13 protein-coding genes are annotated in these 20,532 nt (G+C 57.0%); 9 read left to right on the plus strand and 4 right to left on the minus strand.

Annotated features, from left to right (window positions below; all coding sequences use genetic code 11):
* The first annotated feature begins 192 nt into the window (after positions 1 to 192).
* Both VLM75_01390 and VLM75_01395 read left to right on the plus strand, forming a co-directional pair.
* Positions 193 to 1,443 (plus strand): phage major capsid protein, encoded by a 1,251-nt coding sequence (locus VLM75_01390; GenBank protein ID HSV95566.1) that lies wholly within the window; start codon positions 193 to 195, stop codon positions 1,441 to 1,443.
* 6 nt (positions 1,444 to 1,449) lie between these two features.
* On the plus strand, positions 1,450 to 3,888 hold the full coding sequence (locus VLM75_01395) for a tape measure protein (protein ID HSV95567.1): 2,439 nt from the start codon (positions 1,450 to 1,452) through the stop codon (positions 3,886 to 3,888).
* 513 nt (positions 3,889 to 4,401) lie between these two features.
* Here the strand turns inward: VLM75_01395 and VLM75_01400 are convergent.
* Positions 4,402 to 7,020 carry a penicillin acylase family protein gene (locus VLM75_01400; GenBank protein ID HSV95568.1) on the minus strand — a complete coding sequence of 873 codons (2,619 nt, stop codon included), beginning with the start codon at positions 7,018 to 7,020 and terminating at the stop codon, positions 4,402 to 4,404.
* A gap of 235 nt (positions 7,021 to 7,255) precedes the next feature.
* Here VLM75_01400 and VLM75_01405 point away from each other — a divergent pair, with 235 nt between their 5' ends.
* The 7 genes from VLM75_01405 to VLM75_01435 all read left to right on the plus strand — a co-directional run bounded on the left by VLM75_01405 (position 7,256) and on the right by VLM75_01435 (position 15,729).
* Positions 7,256 to 7,687, plus strand: a complete 432-nt coding sequence (locus tag VLM75_01405; protein HSV95569.1) for a MarR family transcriptional regulator — start codon at positions 7,256 to 7,258, stop codon at positions 7,685 to 7,687.
* Between the two features lie 144 nt (positions 7,688 to 7,831).
* Positions 7,832 to 8,434, plus strand: coding sequence for an isoprenylcysteine carboxylmethyltransferase family protein (locus tag VLM75_01410; protein HSV95570.1), 603 nt, complete (start codon positions 7,832 to 7,834; stop codon positions 8,432 to 8,434).
* 14 nt (positions 8,435 to 8,448) lie between these two features.
* Positions 8,449 to 9,027 carry a class I SAM-dependent methyltransferase gene (locus VLM75_01415; protein ID HSV95571.1) on the plus strand — a complete coding sequence of 193 codons (579 nt, stop codon included), beginning with the start codon at positions 8,449 to 8,451 and terminating at the stop codon, positions 9,025 to 9,027.
* A gap of 150 nt (positions 9,028 to 9,177) precedes the next feature.
* A complete protein-coding gene (locus VLM75_01420) occupies positions 9,178 to 12,108 on the plus strand; it encodes a hypothetical protein (protein HSV95572.1) in 2,931 nt (976 codons plus the stop codon).
* Positions 12,109 to 12,255: 147 nt separating this feature from the next.
* Positions 12,256 to 13,761: an HDOD domain-containing protein gene (locus tag VLM75_01425; GenBank protein ID HSV95573.1), complete on the plus strand. Its 1,506-nt coding sequence runs from the start codon at positions 12,256 to 12,258 to the stop codon at positions 13,759 to 13,761.
* Between the two features lie 81 nt (positions 13,762 to 13,842).
* Complete coding sequence (gene glyQ / locus VLM75_01430; GenBank protein HSV95574.1) at positions 13,843 to 14,736, plus strand: glycine--tRNA ligase subunit alpha; 894 nt, start codon at positions 13,843 to 13,845, stop codon at positions 14,734 to 14,736.
* A gap of 12 nt (positions 14,737 to 14,748) precedes the next feature.
* Positions 14,749 to 15,729, plus strand: a complete 981-nt coding sequence (locus VLM75_01435) for a bifunctional oligoribonuclease/PAP phosphatase NrnA (GenBank protein HSV95575.1) — start codon at positions 14,749 to 14,751, stop codon at positions 15,727 to 15,729.
* On the opposite strand, the gene VLM75_01440 is transcribed toward VLM75_01435, so the two are convergent.
* From VLM75_01440 to VLM75_01450, 3 genes are read right to left on the minus strand one after another with little or no spacing between them, the layout of a single operon-like run.
* Complete coding sequence (locus tag VLM75_01440) at positions 15,726 to 16,664, minus strand: ParB/RepB/Spo0J family partition protein (GenBank protein ID HSV95576.1); 939 nt, start codon at positions 16,662 to 16,664, stop codon at positions 15,726 to 15,728. The two genes, VLM75_01435 and VLM75_01440, sit on opposite strands and share 4 nt — an antisense overlap.
* Positions 16,665 to 16,666: 2 nt before the next feature.
* Positions 16,667 to 18,235, minus strand: a complete 1,569-nt coding sequence (locus VLM75_01445; GenBank protein ID HSV95577.1) for a restriction endonuclease — start codon at positions 18,233 to 18,235, stop codon at positions 16,667 to 16,669.
* A 26-nt stretch (positions 18,236 to 18,261) separates the two neighbouring features.
* Positions 18,262 to 20,517: a hypothetical protein gene (locus tag VLM75_01450; GenBank protein HSV95578.1), complete on the minus strand. Its 2,256-nt coding sequence runs from the start codon at positions 20,515 to 20,517 to the stop codon at positions 18,262 to 18,264.
* Positions 20,518 to 20,532 lie beyond the last annotated feature (15 nt).

Consider the following 20,532-nt stretch of genomic DNA (forward strand, 5'->3'; position numbering starts at 1 on the left):
ACGCGAAGGACACTTCGCTGATGATATAAAAAAGTGGCGGCCTGAGGGCCGGCGTGGGGTGGTTCCTTCCGGCATGGCATAGCCACTTGGTTGATCGCTTCTCCTTTCATTTGCCTCCGGGCCCCTGGAAAGGCCCGGAGGATACTTCCAAGGAACGGAAGGGAATAGTAAGGAGGCAACGAGAGGACAAAGATGATGGTGGATGACAATTCGAGACTGTGTAGTAATGAGGATGATGTACGTGACGCTATACTCGCATACCGCCGTCATCCAAATAAATTAAGAGGAGATAATAAAATGTCAGTTCAAATTGTTAAAATAGACGCAAGTGATGCCCTTCGGCAGATTGAGGAAGCACGCAAGACACATTCCTATCGCCGCTGGGTAACTGGATTCAAAGAGGATCCGTTCGTTCCGCTAAACGAAAGCGATTTCCGTGATTACGGATTCCTAAACCTGGTCCGAGGGCTGGTAGATCTCAACGCGAAAGATTGCCGTCGCGAAATCGAAATTTCCGAGCATTACAAAAAACAGCATTCCCGGCATATTCTCGGAGCCGTCGTGCCGTTCAGCATGATGGCCCGGGACCTCACAAAAGGCACTCCCGCGAATGGAGGCAACCTGGTTGGCACCGATCATAAAGCCGCCTCATTCATCGATATCCTCCGGAATAAAATGGTTGTACGGGCAGCTGGCGCTCGTATTTTGGATAACCTTGTAGGGGATGTAGCCATCCCCTCCCAGACTGGTGCAACAACTGCGGAATGGGTTTCGGAGGGAGGATCCCCGACGAAGAGCCAACCGGCCTTCGGGAAGGTTGAACTCAAGCCCAAGACCGTGGCGGCTTACGTGGATATTTCGCGGAAAATGCTGTTGCAGGCCACTCCTGCGGTCGATCAGCTTGTCCGCGCCGATTTGATGAATGTGCTCGCCATTGCGCTCGACAAGGCGGCTCTCTGCGGATCCTCCAGTTCCGACGAACCAACCGGGATACTCAATGCGGATGACGTCCTGGATTTAACTCCGGCGGATTTGAATTATGGCACTATTGTCGACATGGAGACGGCGGTAACGACCCGGAATGTTGAAGAAAATTTATGTTGTTACGTCACCCATCCGAGAGTGAAAGCAAAATTAAAAACGATGTTCTTGAACGACACCTACGGCTCCACTCCGCTCTGGACCAGGAAGGATGGGTTGGAAATCCTGAATGGCTGTCAAACCTTCGCGACGTCTCAAATCCCCTATGACACCGGAAACAGCCATATTATTTTCGGTGATTTCTCACAGCTTATAATGGCCATCTGGGGAGCCGGGATCGAAATCAACATCGATCGCTCCATTCTCGCCACATCGGGTGGAATCCGCATAGTTGCATTTCTTGACTGCGATATGGCGCTCAGGATTTCGGAAGCGTTCGCCAAACTTGATGTGTCTGTGTAAGGCAACATGAGCACACAGCCAGGAAAGATAGCCGTCGAGCTCAGTCTCATGCTCGACCAGTTCAACAAGGCGATCCTCGACGCCAACGCCAAGCTGACCGGCATGGGCAAGCAGTTCGACCAGGTGGCCGAGCGCATGTCGCGCACGGCCGAGGGCCTGGGCAACGCCGGCCGCAATCTCAGCACTTTCCTCACCTTGCCCATCCTCGGAATCGGCGCGGCGGCGATCAAAACCGCCGCGGACATGGAGATGATGCAGGCCCAGTTCACGACGCTTCTCGGCGATGGATCGCGAGCGAAGGAGATGCTCAACCAGATTCAGCAGCTGGGAGCGAAAACCCCGTTCGAAACGCAGGACATCGCCGCGGCCTCGAAGACGCTTTTGGGTTTCAGCGTGGCCGCGGACGAGGTGATCGACGTGGTGAAGATGCTGGGCGACACCGCCCAGGGCGACGGCCAGAAGCTCCAGTCTATCGCCCTTGCCTACGGCCAGGTCACCGCCCAGGGCAAGGGCGATAGACGGGATATGCTACAGCTCATCAACGCCGGCGTGCCCATCTTCCAGCAGCTCGAGCTTTCCACCGGTCGAGCCACTGCCGAGCTCATGGAAATGACCGAGAGAGGAGAGATTACCGGCGAGGTGCTGAAAGCCGCCTTTCAGAAGATGACCTCGGAGGGCGGGCTGTTCTACAAGGGCATGGAAACAGCATCGGAAACCACAACGGGTAAATGGTCGACTCTGATCGATACCGTCAAGCAGCTCGCCGTTTCATTCGGGCAATTGTTCATCCCAGCCGTGAAGGGGGCGATCGAGACGATAACCGGATGGCTTGAGGCTATAAACAGCTTGAGCGACGGGACGAAGAACATGATCGCTGGCGTCGCACTTGTGGTCGCCGCGATCGGCCCGTTATTGATGGTTGCCGGAAAGCTCATCGCCGCATATCGGGCCTTCATAATCATTCAGGCCGCCTTATCGGCTGGATGGGCCGGCCAGGCGATCGCCGGCGGCGCGAGTACAGCGGCTTTCGTCGCGAACCAGGTCGCCCTGATTGCCGCATCGGTGGCGACAAAAGCCGCCACGGCGGCCCAGTGGCTTCTGAACGCCGCACTGACGGCTAATCCTGTCGGGATAGTGATTGTGGCGGTCGGCGCTCTTGTCGCAGCGATTATCTGGATGGTGAAAAACTGGGATAAGGTTATCGCGAAGATCAAAGAGGCCTGGGAATGGGTGAAAAACTTCTTCTCCGGGACAAAGGCCGAAGCCGCTACCGCCGCCGATGGCATAAAGAAGGTCACCGACGAAACGAACAAGGCTTCACAGGCGGCCGAAAACGCGGCCCGAAAGGATTCGCAGCGCATGGAGAAGAGGAAGCAGGAAATTGAAAAATGGGTGCAGGCATACAAGAAGGCCCAGGCAGATATAATCAAACTTCTCGAGGAGCACGGCAAAAACGAGCAACAGCTCGAGGAGATGAGGCACGCCCGGGCTCAAAGTGAGCTCTTCGCCCAGTTTAAAGCCCGTCAGCTAACCGAAGCGCAATATCTTAAAGGCTCCGAGGTTCTTCGCCAGCAGCACGAAAAAAACGTGACTGACATGATGAGGGCCGAAGAGGAGAAGCGCAGGCAAATGCGAGAACAAGCCTTGAATAGGCTGGGAGGGTTTGTCAACGATCTCGGTGGCCTCCTCCAGATGAACGCGAATAACCGGATAGCGGAGATCGAGAACGAACAGACCCGGCGGATGGAACAGATTCGGGTTCAGTACGAAGAGGAAAAGACCCTTATCGAATCTACCGTCACGAATAAAAAGGATCGCGACGCGGCCCTCAAGACCCTGGACGAGAAGCGCGCACGCCAGGAGAAGGCTTTTTCCGAGAAAAGCGAAAAGGAGAAGCGCAAAATTCAACGTGAAGCGGCAAAACAGCACCAGGCGATCGCCATCGTCGACACTACTATTACCACGGCCCAAGCAGCAACGAGCGCCTGGTGGTGGGGGTTCCGCCTCCCGCCGCCGGTAGGCGGCCCGGTCCTTGCCGGCATTATGGCGGGATTAACCACCGCCTTCGGGCTGGCGAAGATCGCGCTCATAAAGGCTCAGCCGCTCCCGACGCTGGCGGAAGGTGGTCTCCTGCTCTCCCGTCCTGGCGGGGTGCCGTTTATCGGTGCCGAGGCCGGGTACGACGAGTATGTCGTCCCCTTTAAGGGCGACGCGGTCGAGCGCCTGGCGGCCGCCATCGCGGCGAAGATCCCCGAGGGCCTGTACAGGTACGCGGCCTCATCGCGCACGCCTGAGACAACGATCGTTCCGGAGCCTTCGGCACCCGGCAACCTTTTTCACGTCATAGTGAATCTCGGAAGCGAGACGCTTTATGATGACATACAGCAAGCAACCGCGAATGGATTGCTTCTCATTCATTCTGGAAGCGTGAAGAAGTTAAATTAAAAGCCCTCCAGGCTTTCCAGAATCGACGCAGGCGCATTTTATTTCCCCGGGAATGGTTCTACCCGGGGAAATTGCTTTTATGCGATTAAATGTTGCAACGTGCAACATTTGCAGGAGGCCTACAAATGTCGGAATGTCCATAATTTGCTGGAAACAGAAACCGCAGCATGCGGAATTTGCAGAAGTCAAAACGGCCACGCTGTCCGATTTGCAAATTAGGCGACATTAACTTTTGCGGAAAAAAAGTGAGTAAACTTAAAAATACAGAGCAAAACAGAGGCACACGAAAAGCAAAAAGACTTGACAAAATCCCTCACACAAAGACATAAATATAAGTAGAAAAGCGCGTTAAGCGGAATAGGCTTCCCGAACTTCCAAGCTGATAGCGTGGGTTCGATTCCCATCACCCGCTCATAAAAGAACCCCGGCAGGTCCGGGGTTCTTTTATCGTCTTTACGGCCGCTCCCCGGATACGGGGACCAGGCCCGAGAAGCGGCGAATCGGGCGACCGGCCTATGGCCTGAGCACCAGCGTATGCTTTGCGCCCTTATCCACCTGCGGCCTCGTCCAGAGCATGTGGCGATACAGGCCTTTTCGCCACGGTTCGATCATATCGCCGTACCAGGGGCTTTTAGGGTGCCCGCTCTGCCCCGTTGAATTGATGCTGACGTTCCCGCCGAAGTCGCTCATGTCGATTATAACGCGCATGGAGGGGATCATTCGCACGGAGAAATCGCCCGTTCCGGCGTCCCACATGTTGTTGTTCACGCACTCGGTCGAGCCGCCCACGGGCACGGGCCCCCGGTTGACCAGTTTTTCGAGCAATCCGATTTTACTGGCGCCCAGGGGGTTGCTGACGAACGTGGCCCCGTGCAGATCGCTCCATCGCCACTTCGAACGGTTTTTTCCGAGCGCGGCTACGGCGGCCTCGTGCCCCTCCCGGAACGCGCGGACGAGGACCTCGTCCCTTGTCTCGGTTTTATCCTTCGTCGTGGAATCGTCCCACCACGCGTCACCGGGGTTCGCGAGCAGGAGGGTCATGGCCAACATCTCCTTGTCGGCGGCATCCGATTTCGCGACATCTCCCAGTTTGTCCTGGAAGACCAGGCCGGTCAGCTTCTTCCAGAACATCGCGTACAGCACGGCCTGCGGGCTCTCCTCGCTGAAACGCCGGTCCCATTGCATCAGCCAGTCCCTTGCCGCGGCGAGATCGCCGTTTTTAAATTCCAGCTTTTCAAGATAGGGAAGCACCTCGGCCGCGCTCAGGTTCACCACATCATTCTGCATGGCCCGGTATGTGGCCGGGGTGTGCGGGGCGCTCTGCCGTATCATTTCGGTTATGCGCTGGGCGCGATACCCGTAAATCCACTTGTTATACCTGCTGCCGAAATTCGCATTAACCGCGCCGCCAAGCCTCGCGTTGAGGGCCGCATAGTATTCCGGCGGGGCCACCTCCTGGTTCGCGGCGACCATGAATTCCCTCGCCGGATTGAACGCGCGCGGCATGAGGTCGTAGGGCACATACCCCTTCCATTCGTACTCGGAACCCCAGCCCGGCGTGGGGACCTGGCCGGCAAGGCCCGCGGGGCGGATGGGTATCTTACCGGGCATCTGGAATCCGATATTGCCTTTCGTGTCGGCGTAGATGATGCTCTGCGAGGGCACGTCCCAGTTCTTCAGCGCGGCGCGGAACTCGTTCCAGTTCCTCGCTTTATTGAGGCCGATGATGGCCAGAGCTATGCGGCCGGGCTCGAGCGCGGTCCACCTCAGCGCGCGCGGGTCCTCGTTATTGAACCCGGCGAGCGTGTCGGTTTCGGGATCGTACTTGTTGTCGTTGATGATCGGGCCCAGATGAGTTACGCGCACGGTGATTTCGATCGATGGTTTTCCGTTGCCGAATACAATGGTCTCTTTACGAACGGACATATCGCGCCACGAGCCGTTCCACCGGTACTGCAGCGGGTTTTTCGGGTTCACCTTGATCATATACTGGTCGTTGACGTCGGGATAGACGTTGGTGGTGCCCCAGGAGATGTCGGCGTTGTGCCCCACGACCACGCCAGGGTTCGAGGAAAAGGTGAATCCCTGAACGTCGAAGGGCCGGCCCGTGCCGTCGTCCGCGGCATGCAGGGCCACCTCGTACCATATCGAAGGCATCTGGATGCCGAGGTGCGGATCGTTTGCCAGGAGGGCCTTGCCGCTCCTGGTCATCTTTCCCGTGGCCACCCAGCTGTTGCTTCCCACGCCGTCGTGACCGCCGCCCATCCAGCCGAAGTCCGGCGTATCGTTACCTGAAATCGGCTTCCCGGTATAATGCGCCGGCGCCGGACGTCCTTCGCCCTGGGGACGCGTCGCGACCGTGCCGCCGAGCAGGGCCCTGACATCCTCCCCGGTCAGGGTGGTCGGCTTTTCCCCGATCGGCCAGGGCGGTATCAGCCACGTTTCCGCCATCTTCGCCCCGAGTTTTTCGTAAAGCCGCGTACGCAATATTTCCGGATCCCGCCGGAGACCGAGGTCCCATGCCATTATTTTCGAAAACATCAGCGAATCGATCGGCGTCCAGGGCTCTATGTTGAATTTCACCCCGGTCAGCCCCAGCAGGGCGTAATTCACCGAAAGCTGGCGCGGCTTTTTGCCGGTTATATACGCGTTGACACCGGCGGCGAACGCGTCGAGCGGCGAACGCTCGGCCGGAGTATAGCTTTCGTATTCTCGTTTGCAGACTCCATAGAGCCCGAGTGAGCGAAGATAAATATCGGCCGACACCAGAGCGGCCTTTTTGCCCGTAAGCTCCTCTATTCTGCCGCCGCAGGTCTTACGGTAAAATTCCATCTGCCACCAGCGGTCCTGGGCCTGGACATAGCCCTGCGCGAAAAATACATCGTGCATGTTTTTCGCGTAGATGTGCGCAACGCCATGGGAGTCCCTGAGTATCTCCACCCTGTCTTTCAGGCCCTTTACCGAAAGCTCACCGTCGATTTGCGGAAGCGGCGCGCGAGCGATGACCTGATAGTAGATAAACCCGCCGCCGAAGAGCAGTACGATGATTGCCAGAAGGCCAAGACATGCGACCTTAACCGCTTTACCGAGCTTTCCCTTGAGCATCACTATGCCCTCCTCATGGTACGGCATGATGCGATCGTTCCTTGAGTCTATGCCCTTGTGATTGCATTGTCAAGCATGGGAGGGTGGTGACGGGTTTCAATTCAGGCGACAAGGAGTCGATCGGGTATTTCCCATTCATTTGATGCCGGCACCGTCAACTCGCGCTCCCGTGCAAATAAAACTGAATTATTTTCTTGACGAATCCCGCCAACCGTATTATATTTAGGTCATACTAACTAACCATAATCGCGAGAAAGCACGCGTGGCCCGAAACTACACCCTTATCGAACTGGTCGAAATACTGACCCGGCTCATCGGGAGCTACGAGGAGGAGATCATTGGGGAATTTGAAAAATCGGGCCTCACGGCAAAACTGGTCAACTATCTCGAGGCGGTAAAGGAACTGGGGAACCCCAATCTGGTCGAGCTATCCCGAAGGCTTGGCCTCAGCAAGCCCTCCATCTCCGCGATCATTGAAAAGCTCTCGAATCTCGGGTTCGTCCGAAAAACGCAATCCGATGACGACCGGCGATCGTTTCATCTCCATCTTACGGAAAGCGGGGAAAAGATCACACGGATGCACGACTCCATCCATCAGCGAATAGCCGACCTGCTGGCAAGGCACCTGCAAAAGGGCGAGACACGCGACCTCGTTGTCCTGCTCAACAAGGTGGTGCGGGGGCTGGAAAAGTAATTTTTTTAAGGATTATAATTAGTTTATATGAACTAAATATAATCCTCCATACACCAATACCCGAACCCGGCATTTCCGCCAACGCGAAGAATGCGGAAACGGGAGTCGATGATAAACGCGTCAATAAAATACCGGAGGTTTCACATGAGTTTTTTTGATGTTTTCCAACTGACGATGATGGGCCTCTTCCTGCTTGTTTTCGGGGGGAGGACGGCCATCATGAGCATTCGCGGAACCAGGGTAATCGTACTGGGGACGGGCAAGAGCGGTTTCGGCGCCGTGCTCGAGGTCGTGTTTCTCGCGGGGTTGTGCGCATGGTGCTGGGAGGTCGTCGCCCAGTCGCTCGGTCACGAAGCACGGCTTCTGCCCGAGACTCTGTACGTACCCGTAATCGAGCACCCCGCGCTCTCCATCGCGGGAGCGGTGATGATAGGCGCGGGGTTTATCGTCTTTATATGGGCGCTCGTTTCTTTCGGCGCATCATGGCGCGTGGGGATAGACACACGGCGGCCGGGCGACCTGATTACGCACGGAGCCTTCTCCATCTCGAGAAACCCGATATTTCTATTCATTGATCTTTATTTCGTGGGCACGGCTCTCATCTACGGCAACCCCTTCTTTCTGACCTGCGCGCTTGCCACGGTGACGGGCATCCATTTCCAGATTAAACAGGAAGAAAAATTTCTGTCGAAGCAGTATGGCGGCGCGTACGCGGAATACTTACTGCGCACACGACGATATCTATAGAAGGGGGGACTATCATGGAACTGAGCGTACGCGAATTCAGGGCGATGAACAATTCGTTCAGGAGATTTTTACAACGCCGATTTGAATTTCCGCGTTTCAAGGGCATGGGGCTCACCGGAAAGGGGAAGAGAATTCTCGAGATCGGCTGCGGCTCCGGATACGGAGCCCTGCTCCTTCGGGAGCTCGAGCCTGCATGGTATGCGGGAATCGACATCATGCCCGAGCAGATCGACCTCGCCATCAGGCGCGAGGTCCCCGGCTGCTCGTTCATGACCATGGACGCCGCCGACCTTTCGTACTTCGCCGACGGAAGCGTCGACACGGTGGTGGTCTTCGGCATCCTGCATCACATCCCCGAGTGGAGGAAGGTGCTTAAGGAATCATGGCGCGTGCTCGATAAAGGCGGAAGCCTGTTTCTTGAAGAACCAGACGGCAGGCTCATATCCGTCTGGGACATGGTCTTCAAGTGGGGCCATCCGGTCCGCGGCTTCACCCTCGCCGAACTGGAGAAGGAAATAATCCGCGCGGGCTTTGTCATCAAGAAAAAAAAACGGCTGCTCGGCTTCGGGACATACGCGGCCGTCAAGGAATAGGGCGCGAATCATCCCGGACTCGTTACCTTCCGGGCGCTTAATCGTTCGCCCGGAAGGAGCATCATTCCCGGCCCTGTATGCACCCATCCGTTATACCGCACGCCGCAAGATGTTTGACACCCCGGCGTATCACCTGTATCATGCATTCCCATGAAAATCCTTATCAGAACGATATGCCTCACTCTCGCCCTCTTCTCGTCCCAGGCCGCCCGGGGCGCGGTGATGTTCGACCCGTCCCTCGAATGGCGCTCGATCAAGACCGAGCATTTCCGCATCCACTACCATCGGGGGCTCGAGGCCGAGGCGGCCCGCCTGGCGATAAAGGCCGAGGAGCTGCACCGGGAACTCTCGCCGCTTCACCGCTGGACGCCCTTTTTTCGAACGGACGTCATCATTGTGGACAGCACCGACGACGCCAACGGCTTTTCCACGCCATATCCGTTCAACCGCGTTCAGCTCTACGTCGCCCGGCCGCGCCCCGACTCGACGCTTTCGAACTTCGACGACTGGCAGCGGCTCGTGTTCACGCACGAATACACGCACACATTGAACCTCGACGCGATAAGCGGCATTCCTTCGATCAGCCGTTATACCCTCGGCAGGGTGTGCTTCCCCAATATCTTTCTGCCCATGTGGATGCTCGAGGGGAATGCCGTCTACTACGAGTCGCGCAAGTCGCCCGGCTCCCCGCTGGCGCCGGGCAGGAACAACAGCACCTATACCGACATGGTGATGCGCGCGGCCTTCGCCGAAAACCGTTTCATGTCGATCGCCGCGTCATCGCACTTCCCGCGCGAATGGCCCATGGGAAGCACGCCCTATCTCTACGGCGGCCTGTTCGTGGATTTCCTCGAAAAGAAATACGGCAGGAACAGCTTTTCCCTGGTGATGGAGGAAAACACCGACAACATCATCCCCTACCTGGCGGACAAGAACGCGAAGGACGTATACGATGAAAGCCTAATACGCCTCTGGAAAGAGTGGGAGCGCTATCTCGGGGTCCGCTACCGACGCCAGCTCGATTCGATAGAGTCCGCGGGCCTTACTCCGGTGCGCTTCCTCACCGCAAGCGGCTACCAGACGTCACTCCCGCGTTTCTCCCGCGACGGAGCCTTCGTCTATTATGTACGCTCCACGGCACACCGGAAAACCGCCCTCATGCGCGGCTCCATCGGCACGGGGAAAACCGAGGAGCTCTGCGAGGTTCATGATCCCGGTTCGATCAGCGTCACCGACGGGCCGGTATACATTTCCGACCCCGAGTACCACCGTTCCTTCTCGCTTTATAACGAGGCCTATGTCTATGATGGACACGGGTACCGCAGGTTGACCCGGGCCCTGCGGGGCGTATACGTTGACATCTCCCGGGATGGAAGCCGCGCGGTATTTGTACAACAGGAGCGGGACCGTTATTCGCTGGTGCTCTCGGACGCATCGTTCGCCGACCAAAAACGCATCATCGCTGAGAGCGATGTGCAGCTTTCATTCCCCCGAATCTCCCCGGACGAGAATCGCGTGATCTTTACCATTAAGGACCGAAACGGAAACGCCGACCTGGCGCTCTGGAGCGGTCCCGGCGGGACCTTCAGCCGCATCACCTCCGATCCGTATAACGACATCTGCCCCACCTGGCACCCGGACGGCAGGCGCGTGGTCTTTTCGTCCGACCGCGGCGGAGTGTATAATCTTTACGAGATGGATACCTCCACGGGGACCGTCGCGCGGCTCAGCAACCTCACCGGCGGGGCCTTTCACCCAGATGTGTCGCCCGACGGCGGAATGATCGCCTTCGCCGCATACGGTGTGCGCGGTTTCGACATCGCGCTCATTCCCTATCCGGCGACGAAAACCGAAAAGACGGTTTCCGCGCCTGTCGCGCTGGCCGTCGACTTTTTCAAACCCGAAGCGCCGGAGGAAGCGGCCCCCACCACGGGAGCGCCATACACTCCCGTCCATTCGGTGTTCCCGCCATTCTGGCTTCCGATCTTCGGGACATCGGAGATATATGACAGGAAATACGACCAGCTTTATGGTATCTTCATTCCGGGCAGCGACACCCTTTACCGGCATTTCTATTCACTGAGTGCCTATTTCTACAACATCCAGCGCCGCGCCGTCGTGGACTTCAACTACCTTTACGCGGGATTGTACCCCAATTTCCTGTTCCGCTATGAGAACGAGGCCCTTTTCTATGGAGAGGACCGCTTCCCGTGGTCCGACGCGCTTCCCTACGGCGTGAAGCGCGCGCTCGAGCGGGCAGTCTCGGGCGGAATCGAGCTGCCATTCATCCGCTTTCTGTACGCCCATAGCCTGATGCTGTCGTACCGGTACGAGGAGAGGATCACGGACGTCTCCGAGCCGCTCGGAGGTGATATTACGCGCTACAGGGACCGTCTGGCCCGAGCGAGCGCCGCATGGATGTACACCGGAACCAGCGAATACCCCTATTCCATCAGCGAAGAAGATGGTGCGGATTTCATCGTTGTTGCCGATACGTATAATGAAGCGATCGGTTCCGATCTGTCATTTTCGAAGGTACGCGCCGAGTTTTCTCAATATATGGGAGGACTTGCCCGCAACAACGTTCTTATGGTGAGACTGCGTGGAGGCGCTTCGTTCAATAACCCGGCGTACCTTTCGCCGTACCCGCTGGGCAGGTTCGAAAGGGGAAAGACCGGCCCGCCGGCCTCTGATGAGGACGAGTTCGGCCTGAGAGGCTACCCGGCCGGAGCGCTGTACGCCGACAGGTTCGCCTCCGGCACCTTGGAATACCGTTTCCCGGTATTTCAGCGCGAGGGCGGCTTCAGAATGGTTCCGCTCTATTTCCGCGATCTTTCGGCGCGGGTGTTCTTTGAATACGGCAACGCCTGGAATGGCAGGGCCGATATGGAGGAATTCAGGCCGGGGGCCGGGATGGAGGCCCACATAAAGATCACGGCCGGTTATATGATGGATCTGCGCGCCTTTGTCGGATATGCCCGTGGTTTCGGGCGGCTTGGCGAAGATCAGGTGTATTTCGGGGTATACGGGTTTTTTGAGGCTGCTTTTAAAAATATTTACCGTCGTTTCTCGTACCTTTAAAAAAAGTGCTTTATTAAATGAACCATGTTCATTTATAGTTGGCATCGGAGACGTGCAGGGATTCGGTGATGCCGCCGCGCCGGCGCCATGAGACCTCCCGGCGGCGGAATACAGAGATACAAATCAGTTTGTGGACAGGAGCGGGCCTTGGAAGGGACCTTAGAGAATCAGGTTGTTTTAAATCCTCCCAATTTTAAAGAAGCGATACGGAATGGGGAGGATTTCTACATTCAGTTTTCACTGATGAGCCCTCTTGTCGAGGAAAACCTCATCAAGGTGCTCCACCGCGAGCTCGAAAACTATGATATCCTCTACATGAAGGACATGCTGCTCACCGTCCTTAAAGAGCTCATCAACAACGCCGTCAAGGCCAACGCCAAAAGGCTCTTTTTCAAGAAAAAGGGCCTGGATATACGTAAAAAGGAAGAATATCGCTCGGGCATGGACACCTTCAAGGAGGAGGTATTCACCGACGAGTCATCGATATTAAAAGAACTGGCGGAGGCGAAGCTGGTTGTGCGCGTCTTCTTCAAGGTCCTTCCCGAGAACCTCCGCATAAGCATCATCAACAACATCCCCATACTCGAAGAAGAGCTCGTTAAGATCGAATCGAGGGTCAGAAAGGCGTACTCCTACAAGGACATCTCGGACGCGTTCGACGACGTCCTCGACGATTCCGAGGGCGCGGGCCTCGGTCTAACCATGGCGCTCATCCTCTTCAAGAACATCGGCCTGCCGCCGGAAACCTTCAGCATATCGACCGACGGCAAGCTCACCATAGCCAAAATCAACATCCCCAGGCGCCCCGACGCCGGCGAGTTCAGCGTAAAGATCGCCGAGAGCATTTTACAAGAGCTGGAGAACATCCCCTCGTTTCCGGAAAACATCATAGAAATCCAGCGTCTTTGCGCAAATCCCGATTCAACCATACGGGAGATTGCCGACAGCATAAAGCGCGACCCGGGTCTCACGACGGCGCTATTAAAGCTCTCCAACTCCGCCGGTTATATCACCATCAAGAAGATAGAGACAATCGAGGAGGCGGTGAAGATAATCGGAACAAAGGGCATCAACATGCTCCTTGTTGCCACCGGCGTCCAGAAAGTACTCGACTCCCGTTACAAGAGATTCGAAACCATCTGGAAGAACTCCTATAGAACCGCCTTCTACGCCCAGCGCATCGCGATGCAGATCAAGCACAGCAAGATGAGTGAGTTCGCCTATCTCGCGGCGCTCCTCTGCGACATCGGCAGGATCGTCCTGCTCTCCATCAGCCCCGACAAGATCAACCGGCTCGTCGAAATCACCGGAAACAAGAACCTCGCGGATACGGCCGTCATCGAGGAGATAACCCTCGGGGTGAGCCACAGCACGCTGGGAAGCCTCATCTGCAAAAAATGGAAGTTCAACGACGCGCTGGTAAAGGCAATCGAGTACCACCATCGCCCGCACATGGCGCCCGAACGCTTCCGCGATCTGTCTTATACGGTCTATCTTTCATATATTTTCAACGAGATAGAGAACCGTAATTGTCGTTTTGAGATCGTCGACGAGGACGTGCTGGAATATTTCAACCTTAACAACAAAAAAAACTTCGAAATGCTCCACAAGGTCCTCAAGGAAGCCTACGAGGCGAATACCGCCGCCCGCTGACCGCGGATCAGGGTCTAAAAAGAATTGACTAATTCCCGCACCTGTCGCGTATTAAGCGAAGCTTTAAACAGGGGGGCGCTCATGTATTTTCAGGATATAATCGCAGGGCTGAACGAATACTGGGCCCGAAAGGGCTGCGTCATCATACAGGGATACGATCTTGAGGTCGGCGCCGGCACATTCAACCCCGCGACCTTTTTGCGCGCACTGGGGCCCGAGCCGTGGAACGTGGCCTATGTCGAGCCCTCGCGGCGTCCTACGGACGGCCGTTATGGCGACAATCCCAACCGCCTGCAGCATTATTACCAGTACCAGGTCATACTCAAACCCTCACCGCTCGACATCCAGGACCTCTACCTCGATTCACTGCGCCATCTGGGGATCAGGCTTGAGGAGCATGATGTCCGCTTCGTCGAAGACGACTGGGAATCGCCCACCCTCGGGGCGTCGGGGCTCGGATGGGAGGTCTGGCTTGACGGCATGGAGATCACCCAGTTCACCTATTTCCAGCAGTGCGGAAGCTTCGAACTGGACCCGGTCCCGGTTGAGCTGACCTACGGGCTCGAGCGCATCTGCATGTATATACAGGGGGTCGACAGCGTATTCGACATCAAATGGAACGAGAATATCCTGTACCGCGACGTTCACTATCGCAGCGAACTGGAATTCTCACATTATAATTTCCACATCGCCTCGGTGGACCTCCATTTCAAGCTGTTCGACCTGTTCGAAAAGGAATGCCTGTCCGTACTCGAATACAACGATCCGCCGCTGGTGCTTCCTGCCTACGATTGCGTGCTGAAGTGTTCGCATATATTCAACATGCTCGACGCCCGCGGCGCGATATCCGTTACCGAGCGCGTCGGTTACATTACCAGGGTCCGTAACATCGCCCGCCGTTGCGCCGAACGCTACCTCCAGATTAGGGAAGAACTCGGCTTTCCGCTGCTTACAAACCGGGCCGCGCGGGTCTAAACGGCAATGCACATGGGGTTTGCCAATCTCGAGAGGTTTTTGTCCCGGCACGACAGGTTCATCATCTCCACGCACGAGAGCCCCGACGGCGACGGCCTTGGCGCCGAGATCGGCTTTCGCGAGATACTCACCGTGATGGGCAGGGAGTCGGTCATACTGAATTCGGACCCGGTCCCCGACAAGTTTTCGTTCATCGACCCCGAACACGAAATCAATGTGTATGGCGATTCCACCGTCCTGACGTATCCGCTCGAGGAATACGCCGTTTTCGTACTGGATACCAACGATTTCGACAACGTGGGCTCCATCTTCGGAAAGCTCAGGGACAGGGTTAAAGAGGTCTTCATCATCGACCACCACGAGGGCGGCAAAGACAAGCTTGAATCGAACTTCATCAAGGTTGAAGCCTCGTCAACCTGCGAGATCATATACACCCTCTTCGTTTATTTCGGCATGACCCCGAGCTCCAAGACCGCCCAGGCCATTTACGCCGGCATGCTCTTCGATACGGGCTCGTTCCGCTATCCCAAGACTACATCGGAGACCTTCAGGATCGCAGGGCGCCTCGTCGAGCTCGGCGCCGACCCGTTCAAATCGTACGAGCACATCTATGAAAACAATTCGCTGGCCAGCTTCGCCCTGCGCGCCATGATCCTTTCGACGATGGAGGTTCATCACGGCGGCAGGCTCATCGCGATGAAGCTTACGCCGGACATGATAGACAGGTCGGGGGCGAGCTTCTCGGAAGGCGAGCTTTCGATCAACATGCCGCTCACCGTTCACGGGGTCGTCGCCAGCGTACTGGTCAAACAGGATTCGAGCGGCCCCGTAAAGGTGAGCCTGCGCACCAAGGGCGATTACGACGTGGCGGAAATCGCCATAGCGAACGGTGGCGGCGGGCACAAAAACGCCGCGGGCTACAAGTCCGTCCTCCCGCTCGAGGAGGCCTTCCGCAAGGCGATCGGCGATATGGAGGGGTTTTTCCGGGACTAAAGCAGACCGATCAGCTTTTCAATCTTCCGGGCATCGATGCCCGAAAGCCTTCCGCGTATGGAATCCTCATCGTCTCCGCGACCGAACCGTATGGTAAGCGACACGCCCCCCCCTTCGAAGTACGGCGGAATACTCACCGAACAGCCCCCGCGTTCGATCTCCGCGGAAATTTGCCCGGCATTCTCTTTCATCTCCGAATAGGCCGGATATCTCAGGGAATACACGGCGTCGTGAAGCAGCTGTTCGTCCCTCCGGCGGTCCCCGGTCTCCGGCGCCGGCAGCGCGAGCACGGGGGCGAGCGTTCCGTCCCTTCTCAGGATGTCCGACATCATCTCCACGACGTCCCTGAAGACGTTGACGCGAATGCCCGCGTCGTCGACCCTGCCGGCCAGAAACTCGTGCGCCTCGGCCGGGAGCCCCAGGAGGCCCTTTATCACCTTGAAGCCGATGTCGCGAAGATCGATGTAGTCTCTCAAGCGCCGGGGGAGTCTCATAACGGACCCGGCCGTTTCGGCCGAGGCGAACTCCACGGGGATCTCGAGGCCGTGCCGGACCGTCCGCGAAAGTTCCGCTTCTCCAAGCCCCAGCATGCGGAGTATTTCCGCCATCCTCATCCTGCCCACGGGCCCCGCCTCATTGCGGCTGCATTTCAACACCGCACGGGCCCTGTAGGCCGCGGGATCTATCTCATCCACGACGGCCGCGTCGAACGTTTCGATGCCGGCGCGCACGAGCGCCGCAAGACGGTTGTGACCGAAAACCGGAACAAGGCGCCCGGCCTCCCTTAAAAAAACCGGGCTTTCGAGCAGGCCGAAGCATTCTATTGATCTCACAAGCCCCTCGATGGGGCGCTTCCGCGATACGCGGTAGGTGGCGTTTAGAAAATCGACCCCGGCCAGGGAAACGGGGCGGACAGCGCCGAAAACGCTCTCCATGCTCAGAGTATTCCTTTCAGGTATTCGTCGAGCTCGTCGGGATACACCACCATGACCTTCTGCAACTTGCCGAGGTTGTTCTTGGCGGGCTCGGTCAGGTCGACGGTGGTGACGAAAAGGCCCTGTTTTACCTTGAAATCGTTTATGGCCTGGGCGAAATTCCGGAGCGGTATCTCGCCCACCATGGTCTTGGTCCAGCGCCGGAACCAGACGAGCACCTTCTCTTTCGTTGCGTTCGAGGTGGCCATAAAATCAACCCCGTCCGCTTCGCGGTAGGTCTGCAGTATCTGTTCGACCCGGTACCCCATCTTCGTGATCACCCTGCTCGCCATGATGCGGAAATTCTCCGTATCAAGCTTCACGAGCTTTTCGAGCCTGTCCCCGGTGCTCGCCGCCAGGCGCGTCTCGCCTTCACCCTCGCGCGGGAAGCCGATGCGCGTCGTAACCATAATGCTTTTAATATCCAGGGGCCTGTCGCTCTTCAACCCGCAGATGTCCCATATAAAACTTGGTGGAAATGCGCCGGCGATCCAGTCATCCACCCCGTCCATTACCGAGGCTTCGAAGTCGTCTCGGGACTGCCGATACCCGCTGTCCATTTCCCGTCGCAGCATGGTCACCAGACGGTTGATCTCGTTATAGGTCTTGTCGATACGGTACAGCTCATTCCAGTATTCGTAGGCCTTGTTGACCTGCTCGGCCCTGATGCACGCGTATCCAAGGTCGTAAAGAGCGAGCATGATCTCGCTCTGCGAATCGTTTTCGCGGGCCGTCTGCAGCAGTTCCTCGAAGCACTTTACCGCCTCGTCGCTCTTTTTAGACTGTGCCTTAAGGAAGGCGAGGAGCCGTCTGGCTACGTACCGCACCTCGAATTCCTGGGCCCTGTCCGCGATCGCGGAGGCATGGGGGATCGCCTGTTTGAAGTCCCTCTTTCTCTGCAGCGCGAACGCCATGGCCAGGTTCGCCGCATCGGAGTTCGGACGCAGGGCCAGGGCGGATTTGAAATAATTGATGGCCTCGTTGGTCTTCTGGTTCTGATAACTCGTAATGCCGGCCCCGAAAAAAACCTCAAAATCGTCCCTGCTTATCTTAACCAGGCGGTCGAAATGCTTCTGGGCGAAATCGAACTCCTCCTGCCCCATGGCGATAAAAGCGACATGATAGAGAGCCTCGGCATCGGCCGGATAGTGACCGAGTATTTCGAGATACCCGCGGAAGGCCTTTTCGACATCGTCCCGGAGGTAGTAGGCATGGGCGAGTTTTTTTTGAACGTCAAGCGGCTCTATTTCGTAGGTAAACTTGCCTATTCTCAGCAGTTCCTCGAACTGGATTATGGCCTGGTCTATCTCGTTCAGCCCCATGTAAAGTCCGGCCAGCCGATAATGCGCTGTCGGGTCGCCGGGACGGTTTTCCAGAACCTTCCGATATTCGAGGACCGATTCCTTCAGCATCCCCTGCTTTTCAAACAGCTCGGCCCTTCGAACGGGATCGAATTTTGGCCTGATGTAGACCAGATAATACCCGACCACACCCAGACCGCCGAGAATGATAAGGATGAAGGTAATAAGCATTTTTCAGGTACCCGTTTCCGCCCGGCTCAGCGAAAAAATTTCACGATGGTAGGCCAGCCGTTGATAGTTACGGCGCTTCCGAAGTCCTTTTTGATGACGAAATCGCTCTCCTGCCTGATTTTCGCCCTGAATGGCAGGTTGATCATGATCTCGGGCGGTACGAATTTCGGCAGATCGATGAACCTGTACTGCACCTCGCTGCCCGAGGAGACAACCCTGAAGCTTATCGGGCCGAAGCGCGACGGAGCATCCTGCACCACGATCTCCGACCCCGGGCGGAACCACTCCGCACGCGGCGACGGCAGCACATCAAGCCGGTTCTCGAAGTCCATAAACAGCATGTTTCGCAGCGCCAGGGCGAATGCCGCCATCGCCTCGACGGAATCGCCGTCGCCCATTAACCCGGCGCCCGAACCGGGGTGCAGTATCTCCTGCAGCGAGAAGCGCTTCCCGCCCCTGCTTATAAATTCGCGCATAAGGTCGTAATACCGCATGTCGCGGCAAAAGATGAGGTTCGAGGCGAACAGGAAGGACAGCACCGAATCCCAGCCTCCGAGCGCCCTGACATAGAGCGGCACGCCGCCGTAGAGTTCTGTCAATCCGCCGACCATCGAGCCGAGGTCGTCCGCGGAGAGTTCCTCAATCCTGAAGGGAAAGCCGGCCGCGGCCATATATCCGGCCGCCCCGCCGCCGTCCAGGCGCGGGTCGTGGCTGCCGGACACGGGCTTTCCTTCTCCACCGGGAAACATTGTGCGGACCTCCACGGCTATGATGCCGCCCAGCCGTTTCACCTCCTTCGCAAACCTGTTTTCGTCGCCAAAAAGTCCCATACAGCGCGCGAGATAGGAATACTGGCGAAGCGCGTTACAGATCAACACCAGGTCGTACAGGTGAGGCGAAGCCAAGAGATAAAAGCCGAGGGAGTTGCCTCCCTCGCGCCATAAGACCGATTTAATGCCGCTGGAATAATCGCACAGGGATCCGGCCGCTGCTTTTAGCGCCGCATAACCCTTTCGGAGGAAATCCATGTCCCGTGAATGGATGAAGCAGTCCGCGAACGCCGAAATAAGGTACGCAACGCCGATAATCCGATCAAACGACGGCTCGGCAATCCCCTCAAAATGCGGCATGACCGAACGGATCATTCCCTCGACCTCCGAATGGTACCCCATCCGGTTGCACGAACAGACCATGAGGCACAGGCGCTTCATCGCCACGGTATCGAAATTGCGTCTTTGCGGCCCGGTTTCGCGGTTGATAGCATTGAGCAGGGAAAGCTTGGCCGCGTAAAGCCAGCGCACAACCGGCTCCTCGGGAAAGGAAACGGTGATCCCGCTTTTTATCCTTAGACCGGCGAAAACGGCGAATTCCTCGGCCGCGCGCGCGAAATTTAACCGCGAAGGTGCTATGGCATTTTTGCGCGAAAGACTGATCCGGATGTGGATCTTTCGCGCGCCTTTCTGAAGAACGTACCCCAACGCAAGCGTCGCCATGCCGAACTCGCACGAAACTTTAAACGCATCACGCGAGCCCTCGACCGGCTTCAGGTCGCCGGAGTGGCCGGCGCCGGTCGTAACGAAATCAGGCTTCGCCTCCATCACCGCGCGTTCTGAACCGTCTATCCTCACCGTTCGCGAGTCCCTTCTGTATTCGATTTCGCCGACCGTACCAAGCGTGGTTGTGTCATACGGTCGAAACGCCACCAGGAGCATCGCACCCTCGGACTTTTGGGGGAGGAAGCACTCGAGCGCGACAATGGCCTCGTCGACACCCGTGCGCGCCCCGAACACCGTCTGTGTCAGGTTGAATTCCTTTTCCTTCCACTCGGTTTTAATAATGGAGGTAAGCGGATCCCGTTCCTGCGCGATCCCGCCGGCAAGCTCCTGCGGCCTGAATATCCGCCGACGGGCGATGACCCAGATTTCGACCGACCATCCGGCATAGGTGGGGGAAAGCATGCCCGATGGATCGATCCGAACTGCGTCGCTCGAAAGAAAGTTGGTAAAATACAACCAGTCCCTGTTGGAATGATTGGCGAGCTGAGGCGGCAGTATTCCGCTCCCTGAAATGGAAGCGCCGTCCGCGAGCCGGTTTACCCAGTACGGCCAGCGGTACGACGAAAACCTCTGAAAGAGAAGATAATTCCGAATGCCCGCGCCGATACCCGCCGTCATCGAGACGAGCTTGTCGCGGTCGACGAAAGCGGGAACGTCACCCGCGAAGCCCTCGCCGACGGCGATTCGGGGCTTCTCGCGCCTCCGGAAAATCCCTTTAATGCTCATTTGAATGAACCCCGG

This window comes from Spirochaetota bacterium (assembly GCA_035477215.1).
GTDB lineage: Bacteria > Spirochaetota > UBA4802 > UBA4802 > UBA5368 > MVZN01.

What these genes read in the sequence shown, in the direction of transcription:
- VLM75_01390 (HSV95566.1), top strand. Translation starts at nt 193, where the DNA reads ATGATGGTGGATGACAATTCGAGACTGTGTAGTAATGAGGATGATGTA.
- VLM75_01395 (HSV95567.1), top strand. Translation starts at nt 1,450, where the DNA reads ATGAGCACACAGCCAGGAAAGATAGCCGTCGAGCTCAGTCTCATGCTC.
- VLM75_01400 (HSV95568.1), bottom strand. Translation starts at nt 7,020, where the DNA reads ATGCCGTACCATGAGGAGGGCATAGTGATGCTCAAGGGAAAGCTCGGT.
- VLM75_01410 (HSV95570.1), top strand. Translation starts at nt 7,832, where the DNA reads ATGAGTTTTTTTGATGTTTTCCAACTGACGATGATGGGCCTCTTCCTG.
- VLM75_01415 (HSV95571.1), top strand. Translation starts at nt 8,449, where the DNA reads ATGGAACTGAGCGTACGCGAATTCAGGGCGATGAACAATTCGTTCAGG.
- VLM75_01420 (HSV95572.1), top strand. Translation starts at nt 9,178, where the DNA reads ATGAAAATCCTTATCAGAACGATATGCCTCACTCTCGCCCTCTTCTCG.
- glyQ (HSV95574.1), top strand. Translation starts at nt 13,843, where the DNA reads ATGTATTTTCAGGATATAATCGCAGGGCTGAACGAATACTGGGCCCGA.
- VLM75_01435 (HSV95575.1), top strand. Translation starts at nt 14,749, where the DNA reads ATGGGGTTTGCCAATCTCGAGAGGTTTTTGTCCCGGCACGACAGGTTC.
- VLM75_01440 (HSV95576.1), bottom strand. Translation starts at nt 16,664, where the DNA reads ATGGAGAGCGTTTTCGGCGCTGTCCGCCCCGTTTCCCTGGCCGGGGTC.
- VLM75_01445 (HSV95577.1), bottom strand. Translation starts at nt 18,235, where the DNA reads ATGCTTATTACCTTCATCCTTATCATTCTCGGCGGTCTGGGTGTGGTC.
- VLM75_01450 (HSV95578.1), bottom strand. Translation starts at nt 20,517, where the DNA reads ATGAGCATTAAAGGGATTTTCCGGAGGCGCGAGAAGCCCCGAATCGCC.